The 13,740-nt window shown below is 33.1% G+C and carries 14 protein-coding genes, 1 other RNA gene and 1 pseudogene; 5 read left to right on the plus strand and 11 right to left on the minus strand.

Annotation, left to right across the window (positions count from 1 at the left end; genetic code table 11):
* Window positions 1–6 precede the first annotated feature (6 nt).
* The 7 genes from rnpB to BM120_RS00720 form a co-directional block, all read right to left on the minus strand.
* An RNA gene (rnpB, locus tag BM120_RS00690) (RNase P RNA component class A) lies at window positions 7–337 on the minus strand.
* 100 nt (window positions 338–437) lie between these two features.
* Window positions 438–1,493 (minus strand): ABC transporter substrate-binding protein, encoded by a 1,056-nt coding sequence (locus BM120_RS00695; protein WP_442956741.1) that lies wholly within the window; start codon window positions 1,491–1,493, stop codon window positions 438–440.
* Window positions 1,494–1,514: 21 nt separating this feature from the next.
* A complete protein-coding gene (locus BM120_RS00700; RefSeq protein WP_442956742.1) occupies window positions 1,515–2,207 on the minus strand; it encodes an ABC transporter permease in 693 nt (230 codons plus the stop codon).
* 106 nt (window positions 2,208–2,313) lie between these two features.
* A complete protein-coding gene (locus tag BM120_RS00705) occupies window positions 2,314–3,186 on the minus strand; it encodes an ABC transporter permease (RefSeq protein ID WP_091992577.1) in 873 nt (290 codons plus the stop codon).
* Between the two features lie 3 nt (window positions 3,187–3,189).
* Window positions 3,190–4,233: a spermidine/putrescine ABC transporter ATP-binding protein gene (potA, locus tag BM120_RS00710; RefSeq protein WP_091992578.1), complete on the minus strand. Its 1,044-nt coding sequence runs from the start codon at window positions 4,231–4,233 to the stop codon at window positions 3,190–3,192.
* Between the two features lie 25 nt (window positions 4,234–4,258).
* Window positions 4,259–4,798, minus strand: a complete 540-nt coding sequence (locus tag BM120_RS00715) for a helix-turn-helix domain-containing protein (RefSeq protein WP_091992579.1) — start codon at window positions 4,796–4,798, stop codon at window positions 4,259–4,261.
* Window positions 4,799–5,157: 359 nt separating this feature from the next.
* Window positions 5,158–6,606 (minus strand): cell wall-binding repeat-containing protein, encoded by a 1,449-nt coding sequence (locus tag BM120_RS00720; RefSeq protein ID WP_091992580.1) that lies wholly within the window; start codon window positions 6,604–6,606, stop codon window positions 5,158–5,160.
* A 472-nt stretch (window positions 6,607–7,078) separates the two neighbouring features.
* Here BM120_RS00720 and BM120_RS00725 point away from each other — a divergent pair, with 472 nt between their 5' ends.
* The 4 genes and pseudogenes from BM120_RS00725 to BM120_RS11025 all read left to right on the plus strand — a co-directional run bounded on the left by BM120_RS00725 (window position 7,079) and on the right by BM120_RS11025 (window position 9,925).
* On the plus strand, window positions 7,079–7,822 hold the full coding sequence (locus tag BM120_RS00725) for a threonine/serine exporter family protein (protein ID WP_154537537.1): 744 nt from the start codon (window positions 7,079–7,081) through the stop codon (window positions 7,820–7,822).
* 1 nt (window position 7,823) lies between these two features.
* On the plus strand, window positions 7,824–8,390 hold the full coding sequence (locus BM120_RS00730; protein ID WP_091992581.1) for a threonine/serine exporter family protein: 567 nt from the start codon (window positions 7,824–7,826) through the stop codon (window positions 8,388–8,390).
* 211 nt (window positions 8,391–8,601) lie between these two features.
* The gene (locus tag BM120_RS11020) at window positions 8,602–9,117 is read left to right on the plus strand and encodes a transposase family protein (RefSeq protein WP_242941514.1); all 516 of its coding nucleotides are present in this window, start codon (window positions 8,602–8,604) and stop codon (window positions 9,115–9,117) included.
* Between the two features lie 34 nt (window positions 9,118–9,151).
* Window positions 9,152–9,925 (plus strand): annotated as a pseudogene (locus tag BM120_RS11025) (ISL3 family transposase).
* Between the two features lie 145 nt (window positions 9,926–10,070).
* Here BM120_RS11025 and BM120_RS10795 read toward each other — a convergent pair.
* The 3 genes from BM120_RS10795 to BM120_RS00750 all read right to left on the minus strand — a co-directional run bounded on the left by BM120_RS10795 (window position 10,071) and on the right by BM120_RS00750 (window position 11,227).
* Window positions 10,071–10,256 carry a hypothetical protein gene (locus BM120_RS10795; RefSeq protein WP_091992582.1) on the minus strand — a complete coding sequence of 62 codons (186 nt, stop codon included), beginning with the start codon at window positions 10,254–10,256 and terminating at the stop codon, window positions 10,071–10,073.
* 12 nt (window positions 10,257–10,268) lie between these two features.
* Window positions 10,269–10,856: a hypothetical protein gene (locus BM120_RS00745; protein ID WP_091992583.1), complete on the minus strand. Its 588-nt coding sequence runs from the start codon at window positions 10,854–10,856 to the stop codon at window positions 10,269–10,271.
* 140 nt (window positions 10,857–10,996) lie between these two features.
* Window positions 10,997–11,227: a helix-turn-helix transcriptional regulator gene (locus tag BM120_RS00750; RefSeq protein WP_091992584.1), complete on the minus strand. Its 231-nt coding sequence runs from the start codon at window positions 11,225–11,227 to the stop codon at window positions 10,997–10,999.
* A gap of 395 nt (window positions 11,228–11,622) precedes the next feature.
* Between BM120_RS00750 and BM120_RS00755 the strand changes: the two genes are divergently transcribed.
* Window positions 11,623–12,429, plus strand: coding sequence for a helix-turn-helix domain-containing protein (locus BM120_RS00755; protein ID WP_091992585.1), 807 nt, complete (start codon window positions 11,623–11,625; stop codon window positions 12,427–12,429).
* Between the two features lie 305 nt (window positions 12,430–12,734).
* Here BM120_RS00755 and pta read toward each other — a convergent pair whose 3' ends face one another.
* On the minus strand, window positions 12,735–13,703 hold the full coding sequence (gene pta, locus BM120_RS00760; protein WP_091992586.1) for a phosphate acetyltransferase: 969 nt from the start codon (window positions 13,701–13,703) through the stop codon (window positions 12,735–12,737).
* Window positions 13,704–13,740: the final 37 nt, after the last annotated feature.

Genomic DNA, 13,740 nt, shown 5'->3' on the forward strand with positions numbered 1-13,740 from the left:
TTATTTTAATTAAGCATGGCTATAAGCGGAGTTCTGTATTAGATGATCATCTATCTAGACTTACCGTCACCGGCAAGCTCAAGCGGCCTACCATCCGGGAGATGCGAGCAACATCTCTTAATCCTATCTTGGCCTTGCACCAGGTGGGGTTTACATAGCCATATAGTCACCTATATGCTGGTGAGCTCTTACCTCGCCTTTCCATCCTTGCCAAAAATGGCGGTTTATTTCTGTTGCACTATCCTTAAGATCGCTCTCACTAGGCGTTACCTAGCACCCTGCTCTGTGGAGCTCCGACTTTCCTCGTGTGAAAACACGCGATCATCTGCCATACTTAATACTTTGTAATTCTACCATAAAGTACACATCAATTCAAGAACAAAATAATGATATATTTTCTATCCGTTCAATATCATCTTAATATCATCAAAATTTTTCTAATTGCTCTTTAGCTCAACCCATGCTCTATCATATTTTTTGATATTTTCCTCCAAATCCAAAAACGCTTCGCACTTTGAGAGTATTTCTTCATCAGGATAAAGAGATTTATCATACTTGACATCATCTGGAAGTAGCTCCCAGCCCTTTTTGATAGGTGTTGAATAGCCAATATACTCTGTATTCCTCGCATTTACATCCGGATCGCAAAGAAAATTGATAAACTCCTCTGCCCAATCCTGATTGTCCGAAGTTTTTGGAATACACATTGCGTCGGTCCACTTGTTGGAGCCCTCCTTTGGAATCACATATGCTAAATCTTCATTTTCTTCAACCATCATCGGTACATCACCAGAATAGAAAATTCCCATCATAGCTTCATTTCCAACCATTCTATCTTTTCCATCATCATTTACATATGCCAAAACTAAAGCCTTCTGCTTTGTCAACAAATCCTTAGCTTTATTGATTTCCTCCTGATTCGTTGTATTCATACTATATCCAAGCTTCTTCAGAGCAACTCCCATAGTATCTCTAACAGAATCAAACATCAAAATATTCTTCTTATATTTTGGATTCCACAATATATCCCAAGAATCAACTTTATCCTTGACCCTCTTTTTATTGTACACAATACCCAAAGTTCCCCACATATACGGCACAGAGTACTCATTTGTTGGATCATAGGTATTTTTTAGAAACTCCTTATCCACATATTTGTAGTTTGGAATGTTATTGTAATTGATTTTCTTTAAAAGCCCTTCTCTACTCATCTTTTGAACCATGTAGTCTGAAGGAAAAACCAAATCATACTTTGTACTACCACTCTTGACCTTTTGATACATCATTTCATTTGTATCGTATGTTGAGTACTGAACCTTTATTCCAGTTTTTTCTTCAAATTCATTTATCAAAGCTTCATCTATATAATCACCAACGTTGTAAACATTCAACACCTTCGAAGAATTTTGACTAGTAGCACCACACCCTACAAATAATATTGAGGAGCTAAGTACTGCTGAAATCATTACAAATATTTTTGATTTTTTTAATATCTTATTCAAAAAATTATCCTCCTAATCAATCTCACTTCTGTTAACAGTATTTCTAATTATTGAATCTTTTCTATTGGCTAATATTATCAAAATTAATACTGTTGTAAACATCAATGTTGACAACGCATTTATTTCTGGCTTAATACCTCTTCTTGCCATGCCATAGATTTCTATAGATAAATTACTCACTCCATTTCCAGTATTAAAAAAAGAAATTACGAAATCATCAATAGACATAGTGAATGCCATCAAAAATCCAGAAATAATACCAGGCTTAATCTGTGGAATGATAACTTTTCTAATTGCATACCAAGGTGTTGCTCCTAAATCAAGTGCCGCCTCTTCAATATTTTCAGGCAGCTGCCTTAGCTTTGGAAGAACTGACAAAATAACATAAGGAACACAAAACATAATATGTGATATCAGCATCGTCCTAAAGCCAAAATCCATTTTGAAAAATGCAAAAAGGCTCATTATTGCTATACCTGTTACAATTTCAGTGTTTAGAACTGGCAGGTAGTTTATATTTAGCAATATCTTTTTGGGCTTATTATTCATTTTGTATATTCCAATTGCCGTAATTGTTCCGAAAATAGTGGAAACTACTGAAGCAATCACTGCTATCGTTATTGTATAGTATAAAGCACTCAAAATCGATTCATTACTGAATAGCTGTTTGTACCAATGCAAGGTGAAACCCGTGATATGCCCCATTGATTTAGACTTATTAAAAGAGAATATAATCAATGCTGCAATCGGTGCATACAAGAATATAAACACTAGCACCAAATAGATATTTTTGAAAATATCAAGTTTTCTACTATTTCTTTGCATTTGATTCTCCTCCTTCTACATTTCTGTCAATTTTATTCATTATCGCCATTGATATCAATATTATTATCATCATTACAATCGAAAGAGATGATCCAAAATTCCAATCACCAACAGTAGTAAACTGCTGCTCTATTAAATCACCGACCAACATGGTTTTACCGCCACCCAAAAGTCTTGATATTGCAAATGTAGTAACACAAGGCATAAAGACCATAGTTATTCCACTCATAACACCTGGCATACTCAAAGGAAAGACAACCTTCCTAAATACGGTAAAGCTATTTGCACCCAAATCTCTTGCAGCGTTGATAAGCTCCTTATCTATCTTTTGTAAAGTAGTATATATCGGCAAAACCATGAATGGTAGAAAATTGTACACCATCCCGAGCAGAACTGCCACACTAGTATATAGTATTGAGCTAGGATGTATACCAAATAATCCAAGTAGATTATTCAATAGTCCATGTTTTCCTAAAATTGCAATCCAAGCATATGTTCTTAACAAAAAATTCATCCACATCGGAAGAATAAATAGCAGTATCAAAATTCCACCTTTTTTCAAATTCATCTGTGATATGATATATGCAACTGGATAGCCAATCAATATACATGCCAAGGTTGCAATACCAGATAGTAGAAAAGATCTTCCAAATACCTTTAAAAACAACGGCTCAAAAACATCTCCGTAATTGCTCACAGTAAAAAATAAATTTCCATCTGCATCCTTTTGAGTCAAGCTATAAAATACAACCAAAACCAGTGGAACTACTATGAAAATAAGTGACCATGCAGCATATGGATAAGCCAATCTAGCTTCTTTTTTATCGACCTCAGTCGTTCTAATTCTTTTATTTTTCATCCATTATGCCTCCCTTTTATGCATAATATGAATATCTTCCGGATTTAATGACATTCCGAGCTCTGTTCCAACGCTTGCAGTTTTTGTATTGTGCAGAAGCCACATTCTTCCATTTTCTTCAACCTCTAATTCATAGTGAACTCCCTTGAATATCGACGATTTAACAATGCCTCTTAACATTCCTTCTTCTGCCTTCACCATCTGAATATCCTCTGGTCTTATAACTACCTCTATTTTTTCTCCTTTTTCAAAGCCCTTGTCTACACAGACAAATCTCCTACCACAAAACTCTACATCAAAATCATCATGCATAATTCCGTCAACTATGTTACTCTCTCCTATAAAATTAGCAACAAATGAATTTTCAGGCTCATTGTAAATATCGACAGGCGTTCCTATTTGCTGAATTTTGCCCTTGTCTAACACTACTATAGTATCACTCATACTTAGCGCTTCTTCTTGATCATGAGTAACAAATACAAAAGTTATTCCCAGCTTCTTCTGAATTTTTTTTAATTCAACCTGCATTTCTTGGCGTAATTTCAAATCCAATGCTCCTAGTGGCTCGTCTAACAAAAGCACCTTTGGCTCATTTACCAAAGCCCTTGCTATTGCTACACGTTGCTGCTGACCTCCAGACAAAGACTGCACAGTTCTCTTTTCAAAGCCTGATAAAGATACCAACGAAAGCATAGTTCTAACTTTTTCAGCAATTTCAGCCTCGTTTATCTTTTTTATCCTTAGTCCAAAGGCAATGTTTTCAAAAACGTTCATATGTGGAAACAATGCGTATTTTTGGAAAACAGTATTTATATTTCTCTGGTATGCGGGAACATTATTCACCTTATACCCACCAAAATAAACATCCCCTTCATCAGCAAATTCAAAGCCGGCAATAATTTTTAAAAGTGTCGTCTTTCCACAGCCACTTGGTCCCAGCAAAGTCAAAAACTCATTTTCACTTATTGCCAAGCTAAACTTATCCAATACCGTATTATCATCAAAAGTTTTTGAAACATCTACTAATTCAATTAATTTATTACTCACTTTCTACACTCCTTTAATACTCAAATTAGAAAGAAGGAGGACAGCTTACCCAGATAACTTCAGCAGGTGTCTTTCCCTCATTCGATATATAGTGGTTTTCTTTTGGCTTATAATAGAAGCTTTCACCCTTCCTTACCTTAAATTTCTTATTTCCCATATAAAGGCAAATTGTACCCTTTATTACATAACCAAACTCCTCACCCTCGTGAGGCTTTTCCTCTTTGTATCTACCACCAGGTTTTATCTCAATTATAACAGGCTCCATATCATTCTTTTGTGAATTTGGAACCAGCCATCTAAATGTGTATCCATCATCAAAATCTTCGACCTCAAACATATCATCTTTTTTAAAAGTAATTTTCTCATTTACCTCATCAGCAAAAAACTCTCTTAAATTCGTACCTAGAATTTCCAATATATCAATAAGCGTGGCAATTGATGGAGATGTAAGGTTATTTTCCAGCTGTGAAATAAACCCCTTTGACAATTCACATCTATTTGCCAGCTCTTCTTGGGTGAGTTGTTTTTCACTCCTCAAGCGCTTAATTTTTTCTCCAATATCCATAATAATGTGCGACCATCTTAAAATAGCCGCCTACACCTCCTAATCTATACCTAAAATTATTTACTTTAAATAAACTATTTGTCATTTATGACTAAACAGCATGTAACCAAAAACTAAACTTAAGGTTTATTATTATTAAACAATAAAGATTATATACAAAAATTAAGAAAAAATCAAGATAGTTTTAATATTTTTTTATACTTTAGTTTTTTCAATGTATATCCGATGTTTTAGACATAGAAAAACCGTAGGCAATATTCTTGCCTACGGTAAAAATCCATTATGCTTTTTTTAATAAAATTCAATTCCAATATACTTGGCTTTCATATATCAAATTAGATGTTTTTCTTTACTAGGTTTTAATAATTAAATACATTTTTCATAACCGAATTGTATCCACCCACTACAATGTTTGCTTTTCCTTCTATAAGCTCAGCCATATAAGTAGGATAACCAGCCTTATTTATCAGTAAAAGATTACTGGGATTAGATGCAACCAAATTCGCAGAGCTCAAAGCATCAGGGAAATTGTTTCCATTGACAACCAAATTCGAAACATATTTTGTTTGCTTGGCAACCTGATATGAGGTTTGTACTCTATCTCCCCCATATATTCTATATACACTCTTTCCATTGCTAATTTCCTTTAATTTGTTTTCAGCCGATTGATTTACAGAGCTTTTACCACCGATAATATACACATCCGAATAATTATCGATATTTGTCGGTACATTAGTCAAATTATTTACCAATAATATCGGAGAATTTAATTTTTTTGAAAGCGGTGTTGCAGAAAGTGCATCAGCAAATTTTCTTCCATCTGTCAAAATTAGATGCCTAGCCATTCCAAATTCTGACAATAGCTTATTTGATGTTTCGTATCTATCAACTCCTGAAATTCTCCTAACGTTCATATTGACAAGCTGTGTTTCGACATTCTTCGGTACGGAGCTTTCACCACCGACAATCAAGACACTTTTAACTCCATACTCATTCAGAAATTTCAACCCATCAGAGCTAATTCCGTTTCCTCCTGCAAACAAAATTGGATATTTATTTTTCATTGACAGCGGTCCAGCAGCTAGAGCATCGGCAAAATTATCACCTGATGACACTATAACTGTGTCAAAATCACCCTTTTTATAGCTCTTCTTTATCGAATTTAAATTTGTCACATATCTATCACTACCACTTATCCTATTTTCGTTTTGAGGCTCAGCAGGATCATTTTCAGCACTATCCTTCTGATATACAGTGTCAAATAAAAATGTTTTGTGAATGTCCCTTCCAGACGAATCTGTAATAGAGTACGAAACACAAATTATAAAATGTTCATTTTCCTTTAGCTTTGTATTATCAAATCTAATTGAAAACTCTCCATTTTTACTTTGAATACTATATTTCGTATCGCTCAGGCTCATACTGGAATTTAAAACAATACTACCCTTTTCCAATTCTTCACTACTTACTTTATATACCGTAACTCCAACACCATTTGCCAGCTTTCCACTAATAGTGCTTGAGCCTAAGTCGACAGTCCTTGGAAGTTTAATATCCCTCCCTAAATCCATATATAAACTATTAATTTTGTCATCAATATTCGAAATTTTAATTGAATTATTTACAGGATTTTCTGTCTTTGGTATACTCGACGAAATATCTTCTGTTTTTATATTTTCAGAGCTTAGTATTTCATCAACAGAATAATTATTTGTAAGTTCATCTGCATTCACTATATTTTCGCACAATGCTAATGTCATACCTGCGATTAAACACATAGATAAAACACACGTTATCTTTTTATTCATAGCTACCTCCTTCTTAATTTTGAAATATGATATTCTATCATACTTTCAAATGTAATTATTATCTATTATAATACTAAAATTAAACTTAACTATCTTATTTTATATTTTTAACAACAATTCGATTAAAAATAAACAATTTTTCGAAAAAATATGTACAAAATTACTATAAAATAGTGTATATTAGTATATGTAAAAAATCATGGAAGGGGGTAATAAATTGAGCACAAGCAACGATTTTCAAAATAATCAAGAGATGATTGAAAAAAATAAAAAGGACTTAGAAAAAAATAAGCTTGCTTCTGACAGCATAACTTCAAACGTTGACAATGAAATCCAAAACGATGATACTATAGCAGAAGATACTATTAAAGAAGATATTGTTGAGGAAGAAACTGTTGAAGACATGATACTAGATCCAGAGCAAGAGAGAATAATGAAAATAACAGCCAGACTTGAAGATAAAGAATACAAGATGAGTACATTGAAATTGGCCTTATATTTGGGAGAATTGCTCATAAAAAATGGTGCTGAAACCTATAGAGTTGAAGATAGCGTAATAAGAATATGTAAATCAAGGGGATATAATCACATTAACTGCTTTACTACTCCGACTGTTTTAATTATCTCAGATGATAAATTCGACGGTCTATGTTTTATGAAAACCATAAATTCAAGAGGAATAAATTTACATAAAATAGCGTTATTGAATAACTTTTCAAGAGATTTCGTAAATAAAATAGACCCTGATATCAATGAAGAAATCAAAGAATTGAGACAAATAGACAAGGAAAAAGGATATCCGACATGGTTGTACCTTGCTGGAACGGGAATTGGCTCTGCAAGCTTTGCTGCAATTCTTGGAGGTAATCAGATACTAACCTATATTTTAACATTCTTAACATCGATATTGGCAACATATATTTATGATAAGACAATAAAATATAGCTCTATAGTAATGTTTTCCACGATACTATCGTCAGTCATAATTACTTCGATAGGTGTATTTTTCCATAAAATAGGATATATTGACACGCCTTCTGCTTTGATAGTCGGCTCAATTATGCCATTGATTCCTGGAGTTGCTTTTATTAAATCTATGCGTGATCTAATATCTGGAAACCTGATGGCTGGAACGGCAAGATTGTTTGAAGTATTTATGATTTTTACTGCCATAGCATTCGGTGTGGCTGTTATACTTGGAATAGGAGGAATATAAAATGGCAGATCTACCAATATGGCAACATTTTTTCTTTTCCGCAATAGCTACCTGTGGCTTTGCAGTGTTTTTCAATATTCAAAAAAAATTTCTGCTTTATGATGGAATCGTCGGAGGAATCGGATGGATTGTGTATTATGTACTCACTTTTCACTATGACAATCCTATTATTTACTCATTTATTTCAGCCGCTACAGTATCTCTGCTTGGCGAGATTTTGGCTAGAAAATTAAAGCAGCCTGCAATAATAATTGTAATACCTGGAATACTTCCTCTTATACCTGGAATCGGTCTTTACAACACAATATATAATATATTACAGAAAAACTATATAGTAGCAGCTACAACAGGTACTCGTTCTGTAATAATAAGTATTGGAATAGCACTTGGAATACTTGTAATGGCATCACTTTCAAGAGTTTTCAACCTATATCAGCTAAAAAAAGCCATAACTACCAACGATAAGCTAAAATATGTAGCTTGGGTAAACTTAGGTAAGAATAGAACGTCAAGTAGATATGATATCAATCCATATAGAAAGATTGACGATTCAAGTAAAAAAGAATAATAAATAGTATTAATAATATAAGTAGGGTCTGACTCATAATAGACCCAAATAAAAAGGGTTGTATAATATTTAGCGTTGATGGTAAAAATTTTCAAATTCATCGAAAGATGAATTCGGAAACCATCATCGCTATTTTTTTCAAAAAAATTGAAAACATGTCAAATCCGTTGTACTATAAAGTCGTCAAAAACAATAGTAAAGGGGATTCAACATGTTTTCAAGTAATAGTATATCAAATATTTTAGGAATTGGCGATAAAAATTTAGTATTAACTGGAAAAGAAATTTTCGAAACAATAAAAAGTGTAAAATATTGTGTATTAAATGCCATTTTGACATATGAACCATCACACTGTCCACATTGCAATTCTAATAAAGAAGGACATAACATCGTAAAAAATGGTAGCCAAATGGTCAAAATTATTTTTAATAGAGCTGGAAATAATCCAATATTGCTAAGAGTAAAAAAACAGAGATTCTATTGCAAATCGTGTAAAAAAACATTTATGGCAAAAACATCTTTGACTAGTAAGGGTTGTTTCATCAGTAATGATGTAAAACGTTCAATAATTGGTGATCTTTGTGAATTCAAGTCAATTAAATTAATATCTAAGGAGCATTACGTGTCTTCTTCTACTGTAAATAGGGTTCTTAGAAGCACAGAGGTAACGAATAGAAAGCATCATTTACCCGAAGTTTTAGGAATAGATGTACCCACAGGGCATTAAAAAATTCAAGTCTACAAAATCTGTAGAGGCTTCAATGAGCGTTAATTTAGTAGATGTTAGTACTGGCAAAATAATTGACCTTGTATCAGATAGAAGGAAATTCAACCTAAAAGAGTATTTTTCTTCGTATCCGTTAAAGGTTAGAGAAAAGGTAAGATATATAACTACAGACATATACGCTCCATATATTGATATTGCAAGAGAAATGTTCCCTAACGCAAAGATAGTATTAGATAAATTTCATATAGTACAGCTAATGACAAGGAATATGAATATAAAAAGAGTTAATATTATGAAGACTATGAAGACCAATACGCATAATTACAGGGTTTTAAAGAGATATTGGAGAATAATACTGGCAAAGGAATGGGAGTTAAATAGTGTGGAGTTCTATTCATATAGATGCTACAAGAATCTGACTAATTCTTCGGAAATATTAAGAGAAATACTTTCTTTCAACTAGGAACTGAAGGATGCCCATAAGTTTTATCAACACTTCCTTCAATCTGTTGAATTAAGAGATGTAGATGAAATAAATAAGATACTGGACAAAGATTTAAGCTATATTCCAGAGTGCTTCCATACAAGCATCTCAACATTGAAAAAACATAGAGAGTATGTAATAAATGCAATAGATACGACATATTCAAATGCCTCTGTTGAAGGTAATAATAACATTATTAAGACATTTAAGAAAGTATCCTTCGGATTTAGAAGCTTTAGAAATTTGAGAGCAAGAATATTATTAAGAAATAGATATAAAATATGCTACAGTTCAAGCTCAAATGAGCTTGATACTGCAGCATAAAAAATAAAAATATTTTAATTTTGACTTCATCAACGTTATTTGACAAAGAACCATTATTTATAAACATTTCGTTATATTTACATTAAAATTATCTTGTTGCATGATTAGAATAGTCTATCATCATGAGTTGCAATAATCATTGTTATCAATGTTTATTTATTTCACGTATACATCGAACTCCATTTACTACACCTAATATCATTGCCATTAGCGATATTAGTTTCAATTCCACTTTGCCTCCATATACAATAGTTTTAATAAAAACTATCGCGGCAAGTATTCCAACTACTATTTGTAGTATTGATAGAACATACCTGTACTTACTTCCCATAATCCATACCTACTAATATCTTCTCACCGATAAGCTAGTAGGAGACCATCCGTAAACATGGTATCCTTCTTTATGCAAATATGTTCTAGTATATTTGAGACCCACTGTTACTGAAATTCCAGCCTTACCACTAACTGCATTAGCAAAAGCTGCTGCTCCCAAAGCCCATGACACAAAGTTTAATCCCGGTATAAAACTAGATCCTATTTTTTTTGCTATGGCTTTTGCCAAAATCTTAACCGCTTTTTTCTTAGCAGCCAAGCTCAATGTTCCACCAACTAATGACGGAACGCCCATAGCTTCATTCGATATTTTTACTGTGTAAGTACGCCTCTCACCTACTTTCGCCTTAGGTGAAAAATCCATCGGAACTATACCACTATTTCCGTTATAATATATAGTTTCTGTTATTTCTACAGGAACTATATTTCCCTCCTCGTCATCCACATAGACCACATCAGTGTTAACCTTTGTCCTCTCATTGTTAATTATCAGACTTTCCGAACCTAGTTCGCTAGCATAAACTGCATTCGGTAAAACAACTGTGCATAACATCACCATCGAAAGCATCACTGCTATATGTTTTTGTATCTTGTTCATAAAAGCCTCCTCTTTAAATATTAAATTTCTTCTCAACCTCTCAAACCCTCTCTGTCTCCGTTTTTGTACCGCTGAGGATTCATATAATTCATAAACCTCACCTCCTTGTAAATTTTAATCACTATTTTAACTAGTGTTTATTAGCTACAATTACAAGATGGACACCTATATCTACCAGTACCATCTAAATCAAAGATTGCATACATACACGTTCCTAAAGCAGTTGCTATTTCATTTGCAACTTTTAATGACGGTGTTTCCTCTCCTAGCTCAATTAAACTTATATATTGCCTTGTAATGCTTATATCTTCAACAAGCTTTGCTTGTGTAATCTTTTTAATCTTTCTAACTTCTCTAATTCTATTTCTCATCTCGTTAGTCACCTCTAATCTCTATTTATCTATATAATATATCATTCCAAAAAATTTTTGCAAGTATTTATTGCAAAATTTTTTTAATTTTATGTCGGTTTCGCCTGGTATAGTTCCTGCCCCTGTATCTTACAGCGACGTTTTTTTCTACTTGGCAGGCTCTTTTCTGATACTCAAAATGTCACCGCCTCCCCATAGATACATATCCTTACATACCGATCATTCAATTGTCAAAGAATAATTTTTCTTTATGTCTGTATGATATTGCATTTTTGTTTCTATTCCCGATATCCTAAATCTTGGAATATCCATTTTTGTTCCCACTTTTCCACGATTGTGGAAATGGCGTGATATAATATTTATGAGAATATTTTGTATCAAGGAGGTTATCTGTTATGAAGTGTAAAATAACCTTACAGGAACGCTTAAAAGATTTAAGAGTTGCACATAATCTAAATTTAGAAGAGCTTGCTAAACTAACAGGCATTTCAAAATCTGCTTTAGGAAACTATGAAAATGATGACTATAAAGAAATCAATCATGGTAATTTGGTTACACTTGCACAATTTTACAATGTATCTACTGATTACTTACTTTGTCTTACGGAAAATAAAAATCACCCAAATACAGAGCTGACTAATCTACACTTGAGTGATGATATGATTGATTTATTGTTAAGTGGTTCTATCAATAACCGTTTACTTTGTGAAATTGCTACACACGATAAGTTTAAGGAGCTTATGGCTGATACGGAAATCTTTGTTGATGGTATTGCTACAGGGCGTTTTAATAACCTAAATACTTCTCTTGAGAATGTCAGAACTGAAATTATCAGTCAAAATCCCGATATAGAAGAAGATGTTCCATTAAAAACTCTCTTGGCTGCACAGATAAGTGAAGAAGACTTCTTTTGTCATATTACCCATAAAATATGGAATAGTATTATAAAAGATATTTGCAAAAATCATGAACAGGATATTGATAGTATTCCTGAAGATGATAATACCCTATCATTACAGAAAATTCGTCAGATTATGATTTCTTCCGGAAACAATATAGATAAATTCATTGAAATTTTCTGTAATTCTTTTCAGCTAAAATATAAAAAGCTATCTGAAGATGAAAAGGAATTTTTAAGAAAACTATTTAAGAAATCTCCCATCATTAAAAACTCCGGTATTAACTTTAGGATAAAAAAATAAAACCACCTAATATATAATTAAGTGATTTTACAGTTGTTATTCTGTATCATTTACGATTTCAACAACATCATTAAGGGTACAGTCTAACGCTAAACATATTTTTTCTTTCTAACCTCAGCGTCTAGTACGTCTTTATAATATTCCACTGCATCTCTACCGTTTCCATTTAATACAATATATGGACTTATTTCTTTTATCATATGTATCCTCCAAAAATTATTAACAATTTGTTTTTGTTATTAATTCTATGATACCCATAACTGAACACTTTAATAATATTTTTATTTGGATACCTAAAATTTTTGTTATAAACTCTGACAAGCAGTAATTATGCTCAATTTGTACACATCATCAGCACTGCAACCACGAGAAAGATCTGTAATCGGTTTATTTAGGCCTTGAAGTATTGGACCTAAAGCCTCAAAGCCTCCCAATCTCTGAGCAATCTTGTAGCCTATATTTCCTGCTTCCAGAGATGGGAATACAAATACATTTGCGTATCCAGCCACTTCAGAGCCTGGTGCTTTTTGCTGCCCAACTGATGGAACTATTGCCGCATCAAATTGAATTTCACCCTCTATTGGAAGCTCTGGTGCCATTTCCTTTGCAAGCTTTGTCGCCTCTTCAACCTTAGTCGCCAAATCATGCTTTGCAGATCCCTTTGTCGAAAAACTCAGCATTGCAATTTTGGGATCTATACCGAATATTTTTGCAGTCTTGGCACTTTCAACTGCAACACCAGCCAATCCTTCAGCATCCAATTCGATATTTATAGCACAGTCAGAGAATATATATCTTGTATTATCCTTTAGCATTACAAACGCACCACTTGTTCTGGAAACACCTGGCTTTGTCTTTACGATTTGAAGAGCTGGTCTTACAGTATCTCCAGTTGAATGAATGGCACCACTAACCATTCCGTCAACCTTACCCATATATGTAAGCATTGTTCCAAAATAATTTTCATCCAATAATATTTTTTGAGCATCTTCCTTTGTCGCCTTACCGTTTCTTCTCTCAACAAAGGAATCAACCATCATATCAAACTCTCCGTAGCTTGCTGGATCTAAAATTTCTATTCCAGATATATCAAAATTATTTTCATTTGCTACCTTTTCAACCTCTGAAGCCTTTCCTACCAATACAGGTACTAGTATACCTTCTTTGTTTAATCTTGCTGCAGCTTCTAATATTCTAGGCTCAGTCCCCTCTGGAAGAACTATCCTAATATTCTTACCTTCGATTTGTGCTTTTAATCCTTCTAATAATTCCATTGTTATCCTCCTATAATTTTATCGTCAAAAATTTTTA

It is taken from the genome of Peptostreptococcus sp. D1 (assembly GCF_900112955.1).
Lineage (GTDB): Bacteria > Bacillota > Clostridia > Peptostreptococcales > Peptostreptococcaceae > Peptostreptococcus.

Bases quoted from the DNA above. Each gene is read 5' to 3' on its own strand.
- BM120_RS00700 (WP_442956742.1), bottom strand. From the start codon at position 2,207: ATGGGGCATATCACGGGTTTCACCTTGCATTGGTACAAACAGCTATTC.
- BM120_RS00730 (WP_091992581.1), top strand. From the start codon at position 7,824: ATGGCAGATCTACCAATATGGCAACATTTTTTCTTTTCCGCAATAGCT.
- BM120_RS00705 (WP_091992577.1), bottom strand. From the start codon at position 3,186: ATGAAAAATAAAAGAATTAGAACGACTGAGGTCGATAAAAAAGAAGCT.
- BM120_RS00725 (WP_154537537.1), top strand. From the start codon at position 7,079: ATGAGTACATTGAAATTGGCCTTATATTTGGGAGAATTGCTCATAAAA.
- BM120_RS11020 (WP_242941514.1), top strand. From the start codon at position 8,602: ATGTTTTCAAGTAATAGTATATCAAATATTTTAGGAATTGGCGATAAA.
- BM120_RS00720 (WP_091992580.1), bottom strand. From the start codon at position 6,606: ATGAATAAAAAGATAACGTGTGTTTTATCTATGTGTTTAATCGCAGGT.
- BM120_RS00715 (WP_091992579.1), bottom strand. From the start codon at position 4,798: ATGGATATTGGAGAAAAAATTAAGCGCTTGAGGAGTGAAAAACAACTC.
- BM120_RS00745 (WP_091992583.1), bottom strand. From the start codon at position 10,856: ATGAACAAGATACAAAAACATATAGCAGTGATGCTTTCGATGGTGATG.
- BM120_RS10795 (WP_091992582.1), bottom strand. From the start codon at position 10,256: ATGGGAAGTAAGTACAGGTATGTTCTATCAATACTACAAATAGTAGTT.
- BM120_RS00750 (WP_091992584.1), bottom strand. From the start codon at position 11,227: ATGAGAAATAGAATTAGAGAAGTTAGAAAGATTAAAAAGATTACACAA.
- BM120_RS00755 (WP_091992585.1), top strand. From the start codon at position 11,623: ATGAAGTGTAAAATAACCTTACAGGAACGCTTAAAAGATTTAAGAGTT.
- pta (WP_091992586.1), bottom strand. From the start codon at position 13,703: ATGGAATTATTAGAAGGATTAAAAGCACAAATCGAAGGTAAGAATATT.